Origin of the sequence: Longispora fulva, from assembly GCF_015751905.1 — a bacterium.
In the GTDB taxonomy this organism is placed as follows: domain Bacteria; phylum Actinomycetota; class Actinomycetes; order Mycobacteriales; family Micromonosporaceae; genus Longispora; species Longispora fulva.
In genome coordinates this window covers 5,758,369-5,774,324 of record NZ_JADOUF010000001.1, presented here as the reverse complement: position 1 = coordinate 5,774,324, position 15,956 = coordinate 5,758,369, and the positions used below count along the sequence as shown (strand labels likewise).

16 protein-coding genes are annotated in these 15,956 nt (G+C 71.5%); 5 read left to right on the top strand and 11 right to left on the bottom strand.

Going from position 1 to position 15,956, the window contains the following annotated elements; all coding sequences use genetic code 11:
* Positions 1 to 2 precede the first annotated feature (2 nt).
* Complete coding sequence (locus tag IW245_RS42360) at positions 3 to 413, top strand: cold-shock protein (protein WP_197005788.1); 411 nt, start codon at positions 3 to 5, stop codon at positions 411 to 413.
* On the opposite strand, the gene IW245_RS26025 is transcribed toward IW245_RS42360, so the two are convergent.
* Positions 410 to 1,198, bottom strand: a complete 789-nt coding sequence (locus IW245_RS26025; protein ID WP_197005787.1) for a 1,4-dihydroxy-6-naphtoate synthase — start codon at positions 1,196 to 1,198, stop codon at positions 410 to 412. The genes IW245_RS42360 and IW245_RS26025 overlap by 4 nt on opposite strands.
* The gene (gene mqnB, locus IW245_RS26020) at positions 1,195 to 1,782 is read right to left on the bottom strand and encodes a futalosine hydrolase (RefSeq protein WP_197008684.1); all 588 of its coding nucleotides are present in this window, start codon (positions 1,780 to 1,782) and stop codon (positions 1,195 to 1,197) included. The genes IW245_RS26025 and mqnB overlap by 4 nt, the downstream gene beginning before the upstream one ends.
* Before the next feature lie 14 nt (positions 1,783 to 1,796).
* Here mqnB and IW245_RS26015 point away from each other — a divergent pair, with 14 nt between their 5' ends.
* Positions 1,797 to 2,570, top strand: coding sequence for a DUF3027 domain-containing protein (locus IW245_RS26015; RefSeq protein ID WP_197005786.1), 774 nt, complete (start codon positions 1,797 to 1,799; stop codon positions 2,568 to 2,570).
* On the top strand, positions 2,557 to 5,046 hold the full coding sequence (locus tag IW245_RS26010) for a sacsin N-terminal ATP-binding-like domain-containing protein (protein ID WP_197005785.1): 2,490 nt from the start codon (positions 2,557 to 2,559) through the stop codon (positions 5,044 to 5,046). Before IW245_RS26015 ends, IW245_RS26010 begins: the two co-directional genes overlap by 14 nt.
* Here IW245_RS26010 and IW245_RS26005 read toward each other — a convergent pair.
* Positions 5,029 to 5,958, bottom strand: coding sequence for a hypothetical protein (locus tag IW245_RS26005; protein WP_197005784.1), 930 nt, complete (start codon positions 5,956 to 5,958; stop codon positions 5,029 to 5,031). The two genes, IW245_RS26010 and IW245_RS26005, sit on opposite strands and share 18 nt — an antisense overlap.
* A 132-nt stretch (positions 5,959 to 6,090) precedes the next feature.
* Here IW245_RS26005 and IW245_RS26000 point away from each other — a divergent pair, with 132 nt between their 5' ends.
* A complete protein-coding gene (locus IW245_RS26000; RefSeq protein WP_197005783.1) occupies positions 6,091 to 6,702 on the top strand; it encodes a hypothetical protein in 612 nt (203 codons plus the stop codon).
* Here IW245_RS26000 and IW245_RS25995 read toward each other — a convergent pair.
* Positions 6,699 to 6,923 (bottom strand): DUF2530 domain-containing protein, encoded by a 225-nt coding sequence (locus IW245_RS25995; RefSeq protein ID WP_197005782.1) that lies wholly within the window; start codon positions 6,921 to 6,923, stop codon positions 6,699 to 6,701. The genes IW245_RS26000 and IW245_RS25995 overlap by 4 nt on opposite strands.
* Positions 6,924 to 6,974: 51 nt before the next feature.
* Complete coding sequence (locus tag IW245_RS25990) at positions 6,975 to 8,525, bottom strand: peptide-N4-asparagine amidase (protein WP_197005781.1); 1,551 nt, start codon at positions 8,523 to 8,525, stop codon at positions 6,975 to 6,977.
* Between the two features lie 81 nt (positions 8,526 to 8,606).
* Between IW245_RS25990 and IW245_RS25985 the strand changes: the two genes are divergently transcribed.
* A complete protein-coding gene (locus IW245_RS25985; protein ID WP_197005780.1) occupies positions 8,607 to 10,016 on the top strand; it encodes an NCS2 family permease in 1,410 nt (469 codons plus the stop codon).
* Positions 10,017 to 10,218: 202 nt separating this feature from the next.
* Here the strand turns inward: IW245_RS25985 and IW245_RS25980 are convergent, their stop codons facing one another.
* From IW245_RS25980 to serC, 6 genes are all read right to left on the bottom strand, one after another.
* A complete protein-coding gene (locus tag IW245_RS25980; RefSeq protein WP_197005779.1) occupies positions 10,219 to 10,764 on the bottom strand; it encodes a hypothetical protein in 546 nt (181 codons plus the stop codon).
* A 144-nt stretch (positions 10,765 to 10,908) separates the two neighbouring features.
* Positions 10,909 to 11,634 (bottom strand): maleylpyruvate isomerase family mycothiol-dependent enzyme, encoded by a 726-nt coding sequence (locus tag IW245_RS25975; protein WP_197005778.1) that lies wholly within the window; start codon positions 11,632 to 11,634, stop codon positions 10,909 to 10,911.
* A gap of 105 nt (positions 11,635 to 11,739) precedes the next feature.
* Positions 11,740 to 13,047, bottom strand: coding sequence for an MFS transporter (locus tag IW245_RS25970; RefSeq protein WP_197005777.1), 1,308 nt, complete (start codon positions 13,045 to 13,047; stop codon positions 11,740 to 11,742).
* A gap of 51 nt (positions 13,048 to 13,098) precedes the next feature.
* Positions 13,099 to 13,533, bottom strand: a complete 435-nt coding sequence (locus tag IW245_RS25965; RefSeq protein ID WP_197008683.1) for a MarR family winged helix-turn-helix transcriptional regulator — start codon at positions 13,531 to 13,533, stop codon at positions 13,099 to 13,101.
* 80 nt (positions 13,534 to 13,613) lie between these two features.
* The gene (gene sepH, locus IW245_RS25960) at positions 13,614 to 14,627 is read right to left on the bottom strand and encodes a septation protein SepH (RefSeq protein ID WP_197005776.1); all 1,014 of its coding nucleotides are present in this window, start codon (positions 14,625 to 14,627) and stop codon (positions 13,614 to 13,616) included.
* A 159-nt stretch (positions 14,628 to 14,786) separates the two neighbouring features.
* On the bottom strand, positions 14,787 to 15,914 hold the full coding sequence (gene serC / locus IW245_RS25955; protein WP_197005775.1) for a phosphoserine transaminase: 1,128 nt from the start codon (positions 15,912 to 15,914) through the stop codon (positions 14,787 to 14,789).
* Between the last annotated feature and the right edge of the window lie 42 nt (positions 15,915 to 15,956).

Genomic DNA, 15,956 nt, shown 5'->3' with positions numbered 1-15,956 from the left:
CTGTGCCCACCGGTCGCGTGAAGTGGTACGACGAGGGCAAGGGATTCGGGTTCCTCACCCGGGACGAGGGCGGCGACGTCTTCGTGCACAAGGCAGCCCTGCCGTCCGGTGTCGCCGCGCTGACCCCCGGCCAGAAGGTCGAGTTCGGCATCGTGGAGAGCCGCCGGGGCGACCAGGCGCTCCAGGTGAAGATCCTCGACGCGCCGGTCTCGCTGACCGAGCTGCGCCGCCGTTCGCCGGAGGAGCTGCACAGCCTCATCGAGGACATGATCAAGGTGCTGGAGTCCAAGGTGCAGCCGGACCTCCAGCGCGGGCGCTACCCGGACAAGAAGGCCGCGGCCAAGTTCGCCGAGGTCGTGCACGCCGTCGCCAACGAGCTGGCGATCGGCAGCCCCGGCGGCTCGGGCAACTAGCGCACCGCCACCGCGGGGATCAGACCAGCGGCCGAGGCCCTGCCCAGTAGGGCCTCGATCGCCGCGTACCCCTCGTCGCCCAGGTCCTCGGTGAACTCGTTCACGTACAGGTCGATGTGCTGGGCCGCCACGTCCGGGGACAGTTCCTGGGCGTGCGCCATCACGTAGTCCTGGCTCGCCGCCGGATACGCCCACGCGTGCCGGACCGAGGCGCGCACCCACTCTGCTGCCCGGGCGGGGTCCACCCGGTCCTTGTGGGCCAGGATCGCGCCGAGCGGGATCGGCAGCCCGGTCTCGCCCTCCCACCACTCGCCGAGGTCGGCCAGCGCGACGAGGCCGTGCTCCTGGTAGGTGAACCGGGCCTCGTGGATGACGAGGCCGGCGTCCCAGCGCCCCGCGGCCACCCCGGGCATGATCTCGTGGAAGGGCACCACCGTTATCTGGTACTCCGTCTGGGCCCACAACCGGAACAGCAGATACGCCGTCGTCCGGTCGCCCGGCACCGCCACGGTGCGCGGGGTGACCCCCGGCCGGGTGACCACCAGCGGCCCGCAGCCCCGGCCGAGCGCGCCGCCGCAGGGCAGCAGCTCGTAGGAGTCCAGCAGCCAGGGCAGGGCCGCGTAGGAGACCTTCACCAGGTCGTACTCGCCGGTCGCCGCCGAGGTGTTCGTCACGTCCACGTCAGCGAAGGTCACGTCGAGGGCCGGCGCCCCCGGGACCAGGCCGTGGGCCAGGGCGTGGAAGACGAACGTGTCGTTGGGGCAGGGGGAGTAGGCGACCTTCACGTCAGCTCCTTGCAGGCCGTGGTCAGCGCGGCGAGGGCGGCCCCGAAGCGCCAGGCCGAGGTGTCGCGCGGGCCGATCAGGTTGGAGATCGTTCTCAGCTCTCCGAACCGTACCCCCGCGAGGTGGGCGGCTGTCGCGACCCCGAAGCCCTCCATGGCCTCGGCCACGGCGTCCGGGTACCGCGCGGCCAGCTCCCCGGCCCCGCCGGCCGTCCCGGTGACGCTCTGCACGCACAGGATCTCCCCGAACGTGCCGGCCACCCCGAGTGCCTCCGCCGCGAACCACGACGAGCCGAATCCGAGCGTCTCGATCGGCAGGAACCCGTCGGGGGAGTGCGCGCCGAGCTCGGGGGAGACCGTTCGGGTACCGATCACGACGTCCCCGATCTCCGCCCGCCCGACGAACCCACCGGCGATCCCGGCGCTGATCACCCGGTCGTACGTGCCCCTGGCCAGCAATGTCGCGGTCCCCGCCGCGGCTGCCGCGATCCCGACCCCGACCGGGTACACCTCCAGCTCGGGGGACGCGGCCCGGACGGCGGCGGCCTCGGCCTCGACGGCAGTGACGATGAGCGTTCGCATGATGCGAGAATAGGCGGGTGACCAGCGCAGTAATTCGTTCCCGCACCCGTACGGCCCGAATTGATCAGGTCTGCGCGGATGCCACGGACCTTGCCCGTGACGCCCTGTTGGTATCGATTCCCGAGGCGGCCGACAGCGTCGGCAAGCACACCGAGGCCGTGGCCGAGGGCGAGCGCCTCGTCACCCACTTCTACGAGTGCCTGCTGGCCGGCTATCGGGGCTGGCACTGGTCCGTCACCGTCACCCGGATCTCGCGCAGCAAGCACGTCACCGTGTGCGAGACGACGCTGCTGCCCGGCCCGGACGCCCTGACCACCCCCGAGTGGGTGCCGTGGAACGAGCGGATCCAGGCCGGCGACGTCGGCGTCGGTGACCTGCTGCCCACGGCCCCGGACGACGACCGGCTCGCCCCGGCGTACGTGCTGTCGGACGACCCCGCCGTCGAGGAGGTGTCCTGGGAGATCGGCCTCGGCCGGCCCCGGGTGCTGAGCCGCACGGGCCGCCTGGACGCCGCCCAGCGCTGGTACGAGGGCGAGCACGGCCCCAACGCCCCGATCGCCAAGGCGGCCCCGGACAACGCCCAGTGCGCCGGCTGCGGGTTCTTCCTGCCGCTCGCCGGCCTGCTGCGCCAGGACTTCGGCGTCTGCTCGAACGAGTACGCGGCCGACGACGGCAAGGTCGTCACCGGCGACCACGGCTGTGGCGCGTTCTCGGAGCTGTTCGTCGAGACCCCGGTCGAGCCCGAGCCGACCGGCCCCGCCTATGACGACTCTGCCCTTGACGAGCTCTGAGCACCCGGCGGGCCACGAGGAGTTGGCCCGCCGCCGTGCGGCGATCCTGGCCGCCTGGCGGGACTCCCCGACCCGGTTCCGCGAGGACGCCAACGCCGAGGAGGACCTCCTGCACGGCGGGTACGCCGACCGGCTCCTCGTCGAACTCCTCACCAACGCCGCCGACGCCGGGGCCACCACCGTCCGGATCAGACTCGACGGCGACACGCTCAGCGTGGCCAACGACGGCGAGCCGCTCACCCGGGCCGGACTGGACGCGCTCACCTCGCTGCGGGCGTCCAGCAAGCGCGAGGACGGTTCCACCGGCCGGTTCGGGGTCGGCTTCTCCGCCGTCCTCGCGGTCACCGACGAGCCGGAAATCCTCTCCACCACAGGTGGGGTGCGCTTCTCCGCGGCGGAGACCGCCGCTATAATTTCCGATATTCCGCATATACGTGCGGAAGCGGAGCGACGGGGCGGTGTACCCGTCCTCCGTCTACCTTGGGACCCGTCAGGTCCGCCCGCCGAGGGCTGGACGACGGAGGTCCGCCTCCCCCTCCGCGAGCCGGCGGCGATCAAGGCCGTCCTCGACGACTTCGACCCGGCGCTCCTGCTCGCCCTCGACCTGGCCAGTGTCGACCTGCCCGGCCGGGTGATCGAGAAGGCCGAGGTGTGCGGGCGCTGGCGGATCGCCCGGCGCGACGGCACCCTCGACCCGGCGCTGCTCGCCGACCGACCGGCCGAGGAGCACGTCCGGACCCACTGGTGGGTGATCGCCGCGGCGAACGGGGCCGGCCCCGACCAGGTCGTGCACGCCCCCACGCCCAGCTCCGAGCGGATCAGCCTGCCGGTCCGTCTGATCGGCACGTTCCCGCTGGACACCACCCGGCAGCACATCCAGGCCGGTCCGCTGACCGACTTCCTGATCGGCCAGGCCGCCGACGCCATCGCGGACCTGTTGGTCGGCGACGAGACCGGCCCGGCCAGCGAGCTGTCCGCCGTGCTGGAGGCCGGGTTCCCGGCCGGCGCTTTCGACGCGGCTCTGCGCGACCGGTTGATCGCCACCCTCACCGAGCGGCCGTGGCTGCCCGGCGGGCACACGCCCCGCGACGCCGTCACGGTGCCGGACGCGATCGTCGCGCCCCTGGCCGAGGCGGTGGACGGGGTGCTGCCCGTCGGCTGGTACCGGATCAAGGGGCTCAGCCGCCTCGGCGTCCGCCGGCTGGCGACGGCCGAGATCGTCGACCTCGTCTCCGGTCTGGGCCGCGAGGCCGCCTGGTGGCGCACGCTCTACAGTGGCCTGTCAGACGCCGACCTCGGCGAGCTGGGCGCGCTGCCCGTGCCGCTGACCGACGGCCGCACGGTGACCGGCGCGAAGGGCCTGCTGCTACCCGACACGGAACTGCCGGACCTGTCCGCGCTGGGCCTGCGGGTGGTGCACCCCGACGCCGTCGACCCGCTGCTGGAGCGGCTGGGCGCGCGGCCGGCGACCCCGAGGTCGATCCTGACCGACGATTTCGTCCGCGGCACCGTGGCCACCTCCTACGACAGCGAGGACCCGGCCCCGATCGCCGATGCCGTCCTCGCCCTGGTGGCCGCAGCGGAACTGCTGCCGGGCGAGGAGCCCTGGCTGGCCGAGCTGGCCCTGCCTGCCGACGACGGCGAGTGGTATCCGGCCGGTGAGCTGCTGCTGCCCGGTGGTCGGCTCGCGGCGGTCGTCGCCCCGGACTCGCCGTTCGGGATCTGCGACCCGGAGCGCCTCGCGGACGGGTCCGTCTCCGACGCCGCCCTGGTCGCCGTCGGGGTCCTCGAGACGTTCGCCGTGGTCGACATGACCGAGGTGCTCGTCGCCGACCTGGAGGAGCTGCACCTCGACGGCGCGGCGGACTGGGCGGCGCTGTGGGGCCAGGACGCCCTGATCGAACAGCTCGTGGCCCTGCGCGACCTGGAGTGGGTCGACGACTGGGCCGGCGCGCTGCCGCTGCTCCTCGAGCACCGCGAGGCTCTCGTACAGCCGACCCGGGTGGTCCTGGAGGACGGCAGCAGCATGACCGTGCCGTCGTACTCGAAATGGTGGCTCGGCCAGCAGCCCGTCCTCAACGGACTCCGCCCCCGGGAGACCACGACCTCCCCGGCCCTCGTCGGGCTCTACGAACTCGCCACCCCGGCGGCGGCCCTGCTCGGCGCGTGGCCGGACGTGGCGGCGATCCTCAACGACCGCGAGGCGTGCGGGGACCTGCTCGACCGGCTCGGCGACCCCGACCGCACGGCGACCCCGGAACTCCTCGCCGACATCTACGGCCGGATCGCCGCCGCGGACTTCGGCCTCGAACCGCCGGTCATGGTCCGGGTCGCGCCCGACGTGGTCGTACCGGCCGCAGACGTCGTCGTGGTCGACCAGCCCTGGCTGCTCGACCGGCTCGGCGACCGGCGTCCCGTTCTCGGCGGGCTGCCGGTCGCCGACCTGCTCGACGCCCCGTTACTGAGTGAGCTTTAGGGTCAGCTTCGCGCCGGCCGAGGGCTTGCCCTCGCCGGCGTCGTCGACGAGCTTCAGCGTGTAGTCGCCGTCCGCGCCGTCCTCGACGACGAACGTGACGACCTGGTTCTGGTACAGCGGCTTGTCCGGGTAGATCGCCAGGATCGGGGCGGTCTCCGGGCCGAGGGTCTGTCCGTTCGGCATCACGAGCCGGAAGCAGGCGCCGTCGACGTTGAAGCCGTACGCCGAGGGCGTGCCCGTGAGGTCGAAGACGAAGGTCACGCTGCGGGCGCCCTTCTTCAGGTCGCGGACGTTGTTCGACCCGATGGACGTGTCGGAGCGGACCTGCGCCGACTTCGGGGTCATGGTCATCCGGCCGGCGGTCAGCGGCGCGGTCATCGCCACGTCCACCGGCTTGTTGGCGACGAGGGTCCCGCTGGTCAGCGGTACGACGGCCTGCTGCTGCCCCGCCGCGCCGAACACGATCTTCGCGCCCTCGAAGGTGAACGGCTTGTCCGCCGTGGCGTAACCGGTGTGCGCGAGCGGCACCGGGGTGCTCTCGCCGGGCGCCGGCGGCGCGGTGCTGCCGGTCGTCAGGTTCGCGTCCGCGCCGTTGATCGTGATGGTCACGTCGGGCCAGCCGTCGATCCGGGTGGCCTTGAACTCGTTGGTGACCACGGCGTCGACCTTCAGGTCGTACCCGTTGTCGGCCTTCGGCGTGTACTGCGCCGACTTGAGCTCCCATTTGAGCCCGTCGGCCCAGATCGTCTTGCCGATCTCCTTGGTCTGCGGCTTGGTGGCGTCCGCGACCTTGCCCTTGTCTGCGCCGCCGCCGGAACCGGAGTCGGCCGAACCCTTGCCGCCCGGCCCGCAGCCGGTGGTCAGCGTGGCGGCCAGTGCCAGTACGGCGGTGACGCGTAGAGCCACGTGCATCTGTACTCCCCAGGGGCGGCCGGCCCGTCGCCGGCAGTTGTGCCTACAGGATGGGACAGGTTGCGCCAGTGGGCCGTCGCGAGTTCGACATTGTCGAATAGTGGTCAGTGCGCCGGGCGTAGGGTTTCCGGTATGGAGCAGGAGGAGGCCGACCGGGCGGCGGCCGTCGCGGAACTGGTGGCCGAGGGCGGGCCGGTGGCCGAGATCCGCAAGGTCGCGGCTCTGTGGATCCCCGGTCTGACGGCGGCGCTGGGGCTGTTCGGGCTGGCGGGCGCGCTGATCGGCAAGGACACCCTGACGGCGCTGCCGGTGTGGGCGCGGATCACGGTGGGCGTCCTGGCGGGCCTGGCGGTGCTGCTCGCGGCCGGGGCGCTTTTCGGCGCCTACCGGGCGGCGTACGGCTGGCCGAGGGCCGCGCGGAGCCCACAGGCCCTGCTCGCCTGGTACCAGGCGCGGGGCGAGGAGCCGGGGCGGATCGTCGCCGGGTTCCAGCGGGCCGTGCTGGCCACGGCGGGCGCGCTGCTCGCCATGGTCGTCGGCGTGGGGCTGTTGTGGTTCGTCCCGCCGGTGGAGGAGGGCGGCACCCAGATCAGGGTCACCAGGACGGACGAGTCGGACGTGTGCGGGGCGATGCTGGCCTCGGTCAACCCGACGTCGATCCGGGTCCGGCGGGCCTCCGACGGGCGGGTCGTCTCGGTCCCGGTCGCGAAGATCGCCGCGATGACCCCCGCCCCGAAGTGCTAGCCGCGAGGACCGGCCGCCCGGCGCTCGCCCCGGTCGTGCCGGATCATCGTGAGCAGCCCCGGGATACCGATGACGACCCCGGCCACGCAGATGCGCACCCAGTGCGCCGGCCCGTCGAACACCAGCACCCCGATCCCGCCGAGGGCCCACAACACGATCCCGGCCACGGCGAACGGCACGGTCCGGATCTGTAACGGCTTGGGCTCTGCACGGGTCGACACGCCTTCAGGGTACTGGTCCGGCCCACGGGTCGGGGCCGGACCAGCGTGGGCTCAGACCCGGTACCCGTTGACTGTTTTAAGGGTTGTGACCTGGTTGTTGAGCTTGTAGGTCTCCTGCGAGACGCAGGTCGCGTGCCGTTCCGGGCGCGGCACCCCGAAGGTGTAGCCGGCCTCGCCGCTGAACGAGTCGTCCATCCGCAGCCAGGACACCCCGCCGGGGCCGACGGTCATGACCGTGGCCGCGTCGAGAAGGCTCATCTTCGTGACCAGGCGGTTCGCCTCGTTCACGTCGGTGTACCCGTTGATCGAGAACCGCTTGCTGTCCCTGACCACCGACGGGTTGGGGCCGCCGACCCGGGTGACGATCGACTGGTCGGACCACGTCGCGACCAGCTCGTCGTGGTTCTCGCCGTCGGTCCAGGTGTGCGTGCTGCCGTTCGTCACCGTCTGATCGACGCTGGTGCTGACCACGCCGCGGCTCGTGCGCAGCGTGCCCGTCGCGGAGAAGTGGTGGCCGGCGGACACCGTGACCTTCTTGTCCACCGAGGTGACGTTGTTCTTCGCCGGGTAGTCGTTCGCGGCGTCCAGCGTGCCCGTGACCGGGGCGGAGCCCTGCCAGGAGAGCACGTTCGTCGGCACGTCCCAGCCCGACTGGCCCTCCGGCACGCCCACGACCCGGACCGCCAGCTTGTGCGGCTGGCCGTCGGTCAGCCTGCCCAGGAACGGGCCCAGGTCATAGGACAGCGGACGGACGTTGAACGCGCGGGGCGCCGGGACCGCGTACCAGAGGAACGGGTTGCCCCAGCCGCCGGTGTAGATGTGCGGGTACGGTGCCGCGATGCCGGCCAGCTTGTCGTCGACCAGGACCTGGACCTCGCGGTACGGGCCCTGGGCGCCGGCGCACGAGTACGACGAGTCGGCCGGGGCGACCGAGTACCAGAACTCCTCGCAGCCGCCGCCGGAGCCCGTCGCGTACACCTCGGCGACCAGGCGTTCCGTCGTCTTCGGCAGCGTGACGGTCCCGACCTGGTCGGTACCCTCCCGGCGCAGGTCCGCCAGCGGCTGCACGGTGTGCGCCGGATCCTTGGCCTTCCCGCCGTAGAACGTCAGGTCCACCGTGATGTCCAGGATCCCGGTGTAGGTGTCGTTGACGACGTTGCCGATCAGCATCCACACCGGCTGCTCATGGCGGAACAGCGCCGAGTAGGCGGTGACGTCCTTCTCGACCTTCCACTCGATGCCCTCGGCCGACGGCTCCGGCGTGGACGTCTTGAAGAGGGTCACGCCGCCCATCGACAGCGCCCCGAGCCGGTCGAACTGCCGGCCCTTCACCGCGCCGTGCATGTCGAGCACGACCTTGCCCCAGTCGCCGGCACACCCGGCCGGAGGCTGGTAGGTCGCCGTGTACGGGTCGAAGTTCACGAACTGGTGGGTCACGATGCGCACCGTGCACGAGGGGCCGGCCGGCCGCTCGATCGCCGGGGCTGCGGTGGAGGGATCGTCCCAGTCTGTACCGAACTCGCCGGGGGGAGCAGCGAACGCTGGCGTCGCGCTGATCCCCAGGGCCAGAACAGCACTCATGATCATGAGTAGCTTCTTCATCCCGACAACGTGGCAGCTGAGCTGATTCCAGGCAAGACCTGATGGCAGGATGATCCGACCCGCCCAGGAGGTTTTGTCAGCATGAACACCCTTGACCGGTACTTCGAGATCAGCGCCCGAGGCTCCACGATGGCCCGTGAGGTCCGCGGCGGCTTCGCCACGTTCTTCACGATGGCCTACATCGTCGTCCTCAACCCGCTCATCCTCGGCAAGGCCGTCGACGGCTCCGGAGCGCACCTCAAGGTCGCCGCCCTCGCAGCCGCCACCGCGCTCGTCGCCGGTCTGATGACCATCCTGATGGGCGTCGTCGCGCGCTTCCCGCTCGCCCTCGCCGCAGGCCTCGGCGTCAACGCCATGGTCGCCTACGAGATCGCACCCCACATGACCTGGGCCGACGCGATGGGACTCGTCGTCATCGAGGGCCTGATCATCGGGGTACTCGTCCTCACCGGCCTGCGCGCGCTCATGTTCCGCGCCGTACCCGTCGCGCTCAAGAACGCCATCGGCGTCGGCATCGGCCTCTTCCTGGCCCTGATCGGCTTCGTCGACGCCGGCTTCGTCCGCTCCACCGGCGTCGGCACGCCCCCGATCGGCATGGGCATCTCCGGCAAACTCCTCGGCTGGCCCACCCTGGTCTTCGTCGTCGGCCTGCTCGCCCTGCTCATCCTCGTCGTCCGCAAGGTACGCGGCGCGTTCCTGATCGGCATCCTCGGCACCACGGCCCTCGCCATCGTCGTGGAACGCTTCGCCCATGCCGGCAGCGTCGTGGCCAACCCGCGCGGCTGGCAGCTCAACGTGCCCACGCTGCCCACCACCCTCGTGGACAGCCCCGACCTGAGCCTGCTCGGCAGATTCGACCTGTTCGGCTCCTGGGAACGCGCCGGCCTCGTCGTCAGCGCCATGTTCGTCTTCACCCTGCTGCTCACCGACTTCTTCGACACGATGGGCACCATGGTCGCGGTCGGCGCCGAGGGATCGCTGCTGGACGCGGACGGCAACCCGCCCCGCTCCCAGCAGATCCTGCTCGTCGACTCGATCGCCGCGGCGGCCGGCGGCGCGGCCAGCGTCTCCTCCAACACCTCCTACATCGAGTCGGCGGCCGGCGTGGCCGAGGGCGCCCGGACCGGCCTGGCCAACCTCGTCACCGGGGCGCTGTTCCTACTCGCGATGTTCTTCGCGCCCCTGGTCACGATCGTGCCGTTCGAGGCGGCCACCACGGCGCTGGTCGTCGTCGGATTCCTCATGATGACCGGGGTACGGTCCATCGACTGGACCGACTACGAGATCGCCATCCCGGCGTTCCTGACGATCGTCCTGATGCCGTTCACCTACTCGATCTCCAACGGCATCGGGGCGGGCGTCGTGTCCTACGCGCTGCTCAAACTGGTCCGGGGCAAGGCGCGAGAGGTGCACCCGATCCTGTGGTGCGTGGCGGCCCTCTTCGTCGTGTACTTCCTGCGCGGGCCGATCGAGTCCCTGACCGGAATGTAGGTACTACCCGCCACGGACCGGTCCGGCTCGGCGCGGCGGCTGGACGGCGGAGTGCCGCCCAGCAGGGTGGGCGTTGCTCGCCTGTCCGGCCGGGTGGGCGGCGTTGCTCGGGGTGGGTGGCTAGTGATGCCGCCGGTTGCCGTCAGCGTGAGGCCTTGGATCGGTGCTGGTGCTGGCGGGTGCTGTGGGCGGGTCGTGTCGGTCAGACGAGGAGGGTCAGGCCCGCCTGGGCGAGCTCGTCCGTCACACGCAGCCGCTCCAACTCCAGCTCCACCCCCACCACCGAGTCCAGCTGCTGCGGCACGCCCAACGCCCGGCACGCCTCGCGCAGCTGCTCGTCGTAGGAGATCCACAGGGCCTCCCGGCGCAGCTCGGCCCGCCACAGCGCGGCCCGGTGCAGGGTGTCCTCCGAGGGGGCGGCGATCTCCACGTCCTCGGAGTCGAGCTCCAGCTGGCGAGCCAGCCGCTCCAGCTCCACGGACTCGCGCTCGGACTGCTCCAGCTCGGCGATCTCCGCCGCCACGGAGACCGGCGCGCGGAGGGCCTCGGCGATCCGGCGCAACTCGGCGGCGGTCTCCTCGATCGGCGGATGCCGGGGGGTGGGGTCCTGGCCGGGAAGCCGGTCCATGACGTCGCCCGCATACCCGGCGAGGTCGTCAGCGCGGACGACCAGCCAGGCGATCACGATCGGCGTCGCTGCCAGTGTTGTCAGGGCGACGCCGACTGTCACGAAGTGAAGGGCGGCCACGTCCCCAGGCTAGGCCGCCGGCGGCTTCGACGCCAGCCGATTGCCTGCCACCCTCCCGACAGCGCCCCAGGCCAGCGCCCTGCCGGCCCCCGCCCCGGGCCAGCGGTCTGCTGGCCGGCCCGTTGGTCTGGTGCGGTCGAGTGGTCACTGGGTGCCGGCCTCCAGGAGGTCGTGCAGGGTCTTCGCGCCCGCCGGATCCCCGGTGATCGTCACAGCGTCGTCCCCGACCCGCCGCCACAGCCACAGCAGCACGTCCGACGGCTCTCCGCTGATCGTCGTGGCGGCCTCCCCCTCGGCTTCCACGAACACCCCGGCGACCGTCGGCCGGACGAACCAGGACCGCCCGCCCGTGCGCACCTCGACGACCGGCGCATCGGTCAGCGTGTAGTCCTCCGGCCACTGGATCGAGGTCCACGCCAGGAAGATCCGCAGCACCTCGTCCACCCCGTCGGCGGCGAGATCCGCAGCGACCAGGGTCACCTGCCCGGCGGCCAGCTCCGCGTCGACCCGGTGCACGGCGGCCTCCTGGGCCATCCGGCGGACCCAGAACCCGACGGTCTGGTCCGGGCCATACCACGTGTAGGTCGTCGACTCCGGCGCGCGGGCCGCGAACTCGGCCTCCAGCTCCGCGTGTGCCCGGGTCAGCAGTGCCAGCGCCGGCTCGGCGGAGTGGTCGTGCGGCCAGTCCTCCGGGTGGTGGCCGAGGCGCATGCACTGCACCTTGTGCAGGTAGACCTGGGCCACGTGCCGGACCAGGTCCTCGACCGTCCAGTCGGGACACGACGGCACCCGGGCGTCGAGATCGGTGGCGACGGCGGCCAGCCGGGCCGTGTCGTCGGCGAGCCGGGCGCGAAAGTCAACGAACTCCATACCCGCACCCTGCCACCCGGGTACGACAACTTCCGGCCAACCGCCTAACCAGGCACGCCGGCCGCGCCGCCGCCCCGGTCGACCTGTCGGACCGCCGTCCCGGTGCTAGCGGGCGAACCGACCCATCAGCGCGCGTCCCGGCAACACGGACATGCTCAGCTCGTCGACATCGGGTTCGGCGAACCGCAGCGTGGGCCACGGCCTCGCCCGGAACGTGACCTGCACGCCCCGCACCCTGATCCGCACGACAAGGGCCACCAGCGCGGTCACGATCGACGCGATGCCGCCGACCCAGATGCTGGACCGGGCGCTGACGTTCTCGGCGAGCCAGCCGATGACCGGCGCGCCGATCGGCGTCGTACCGGCGAAGACCAGCATGTAGAGGGACATCACCCTGCCCCGGTACTCCGCTGGCACCCCCATCTGTACCCGCTGGTTGCAGGCCTGCGCGAAGTACACCATGGCGAAACCGGTCGGGAAGAGCAGCGCGATCATGGTCAGGTAGGTCGGGGCGAAGCCGAGGATGGTCTCCAGCACCCCGAAGGCCAGCGCCCCGCCGAGGATCACGTAGACCGACGGTCGGCCGTCGCGCCCGGTGCCGGCCAGCGCTCCGCACAGCGCGCCGAGGGCGAGCACGGAGGTGAGCAACCCGAACGACGCCGCCCCGTTGTGGAACACGGTCTTGGACATGATGGCCAGGGTGAGCTGGAAGTTGTACCCGAGCATCGCGATCACGCCCATCAACGCCATCGGCAGCATCAGGTCGGGCCGGCGCCGGACATAGGCGAGCCCGTCGCGGACGTTGCCGGGCTTCTTGGCCAGCCGGGCCCGGTACAGGTCCGTCGACTTCATCATCAGCAGTCCGACCATGGGGCCGGCGTAGGTGAGCGCGTTGAGCACGAACACCGGGCCGGTGCCGAGCCAGGCGATGCACAGGCCGGCCAGCGCGGGGCCGACGATCCGGGCGGTGTTGAAGGTGGCGGCGCTCAGCGACAGCGCGTTGGGGAGCAGGTCGGTGCCCACGAGTTCGCTGGCGAACGACTGCCGGACCGGTACCTCGACGGCGTTGACCGCGCCGAAGACGGCGGCGAAGACGAACACGTGCCACAGCTGCACCCCGCCGCTGATCACGAGGATGCCCAGGGACGCGGCGAGTACTGCCCACACGGCGTTGACCGCGATCAGGAGTTTGCGCTTGTCGAGGCGGTCGGCGAGCTTGCCGGCGTACAACGTGAAGACCAGGATCGGCAGGAACTGCAGCGCGGTGACGATCCCGAGCGCGGTGCCCGAGTTGTCGGAGAGCTGGAGCACCAACCAGTCCTGGGCGACGATCTGCATCCAGCCGCCGGTGAGGGAGATGAACTGTCCGAGAATGAAGAGTCTGTAGTTGCGTATCCTGAATGACCGGAACACGAAGTGGTGCGCCTCCTACGTAGATGGTGCTTACGTGGGATGGCTCGACCTTCAGCTCCGGGCTATGCGCTCCAGCAGCTCAGCGGCCTTGCTCAGGGCCTCGCGTTCGTCGGCGGTCAGCTCGGCGAGGCGCTCGGCGAGCCACGCGTCGCGGGCTCGCTGGTTGTCGCCGAGCAGGCTCCGCGCCGTCTCCGTGGTCGCCAGGATGACCTGCCGCCCGTCGGTCGGGTGCGGGGTGCGCTGCACGAGGCCCAGTTCTTCCAACTTGGCGATGACCTTCGTCATCGTCGGCGGTTGGACCCGCTCGGTGTCGGCGAGCTCGCGAGGGGTCAGTGCGCCGGCCAGGTCGAGGCTGGTCAGGGCGGAGAGCTGACTCGGGGTGAGCTCGCTGATCGGGCGGGCCCGACGCAGGCTGCGGTTGAGACGCATGATCGACTGTCGCAGGGTCGCGGCGAGTCGGGCCTGGTTGTCCGTTGGCCGAACCATCACGATCGTTAGCCTAACTCATTAGTTTGGCTAACGACCTGTGATGATCCGCACTGGTTGAACGGCTGTGGGGACACTGCTCAGGACGTTCCGCCGTTGGCGGTGGGAGCGCTGCCGAAAAGAACATCGTCCCAGCTGGGCAGCTTCTTGCGAGGTTTGTCCGCGGAGCCCGGGTCGGCCACCGACGGAGTCGCCGACTGCCGGCGGGGCCGGAGCACGGCGAGCGACGGCACGGCCGGCACCTCCTTCGGCGCGTCCATGTCGTCCTCGGCGAACGCGGACACCGACAGCTTGCCCGGCGCGGTCGGCGACTGCTGCCGCGCGGCCGGCTCCAGGCTGCGGCCCGGCCGGTCCAGCGGACGCTCCAGCGAGGCGAGCAGCGCGTCGCGGCCGGCCCGGATCGGGTCGCCGCCCTGGGCCAGCTGGTCGGCCGGCCGCAGCGCGCGCGGCGGCGGGCCCGCCGGGTCGTGTCCGTGCCGGGCCGGCTCGGGGGCCGGGTCCTGGCCGAGCAGCGGGGCGGGGCGCTCCGTGCACAGGTAGTGCGACATGTCGTCGGACGGGATGACGACCTGGCGGGCCTTGTCCAGCTCCCAGACCGCCTGCGCCGTCGCCTTGCCGCTCGGCCACGTGGCGACGACGCGCCAGGTGCCGTCGTCGCGGCGGTAGGCGTCCCAGGAGACCTTCTCGGCGTCCACGCCGTGCTTGCCGAGCCGGGCGTCGACGACCTCGGCCAGGGACGCGCCCCGGTCGGAGGTGCGCAGCCGGGTACGCCGCGCGTGCTGGGCGAGCATGGCCCGCTCCTGGAGCACCGGGCCCGCGTACCTCAGGACGCGGTCGACCGGCACGTTGGCCACCCGGGCCACGTCCTCGGCGGACTCGCCACAGCGGATCCGGGCCTGGATGTCGCGCGGGGACAGTGCTGTCTGCGCGCCCATGGCGGGGCTCGCGGGATGCGTGCGCAGCGCGGTGCGGTCGTGCCGCAGCGCCGACGTCATCTGGTCGTCGATGGGGAGCGCCAGCAGTCGGCCGACCTCGTCGGCGAGCACCAGCGCCTGGCCGTCCTCGGAGAGGGCGACGAAGCGTACCGGCCGCATCGCGATCCTCCGTCCCGTCGGGGCGCCTGTCTGGACACCGTACGACGAACGATAGCGGCTCTGTGCGAGGCACGCCGGGGCAATCTCAGAGACGAGTACCCCAAAAGGGGGTAAAAAGCTAGCACCGGCACGCTCTGCAGCGTGCCGGTGCCAGAAAAATTACAGTCCTGCGAGCACGAAGTCGATGCACTTGGTCAGTGCCTCGACGTCCGCGGGCTCCACGCTCGGGAACAGCGCGATCCGGAGCTGGTTGCGACCGAGCTTGCGGTACGGCTCGGTGTCCACGATCCCGTTCGCCCGCAGCGCCTTGGCGATCGCCGTCGCGTCCACGCTGTCGTCGAAGTCGATCGTGGCGACCACGTTGGACCGCAGGCTCTCCTCCACGACGTAGGGCGCGGCGACCGGGGAGTTGAGGGCCCAGTCGTAGAGCACGCCGGCCGACTCGGCGGTCCGCTTCGCGCACCACTCCAGCCCGCCGTTCGCGAGCATCCAGTCGGTCTGCTCGGCCGCGAGGAAGATCGTGGCCAGCGCCGGGGTGTTGTACGTCTGCTCCAGGCGGGACTGCTCGATCGCCGTCACCAGGTCGAGGAAGGCCGGGATGTAGCGCCCCGACTCCTTGATCTCGAAGGCGCGCGCGATGGCCGCCGGCGACATGACGGCGATCCACAGGCCGCCGTCGGAGCCGAAGCACTTCTGCGGCGCGAAGTAGTACACGTCGGTCTCGGTGATGTCGACCGCGAGCCCGCCGGCCGCCGAGGTGGCGTCGACCAGCAGCAACGCGCCCTCGTCGGCGCCTTCCACGCGACGAATCGGCACGGCCACGCCGGTCGAGGTCTCGTTCTGCGGGATGCAGTAGGCGTCGATGCCGGCCTCGGCGACCAGGGTCGGGGCGCTGCCCGGGTCGGCCTTGCGCACGCTGGGCTCGCCCAGGAACGGCGCGGCCTTGACCGAGGACACGAACTTCGAGCCGAACTCGCCGAACGAGGCGAACTGGGCGCGGTCCCGGATCAGGCCGAACGTCGCGACCTCCCAGAACGCCGTGGTGCCGCCGTTGCCGATCACGACCTCGTAGCCCTCGGGGAGGCTGAACAGCTGGGCCAGGCCGCGCCGGAGCCGGGCGACCTCGTTCTTGACGGTGGCCTGCCGGTGGGAGGTGCCCAGGAACGTGGTCGCCACGTCCGCGAGGGCCGCGACGGCGACGGGGCGGACCTTCGACGGGCCGCAGCCGAACCGGCCGTCGGCGGGCTTGAGGTTCTCGGGAATGATCACAGGACAGCGTCCTCTCATCGGGTTCTTCCAGGTGCCCCGGCGACGCTGCCGTGTCCGACC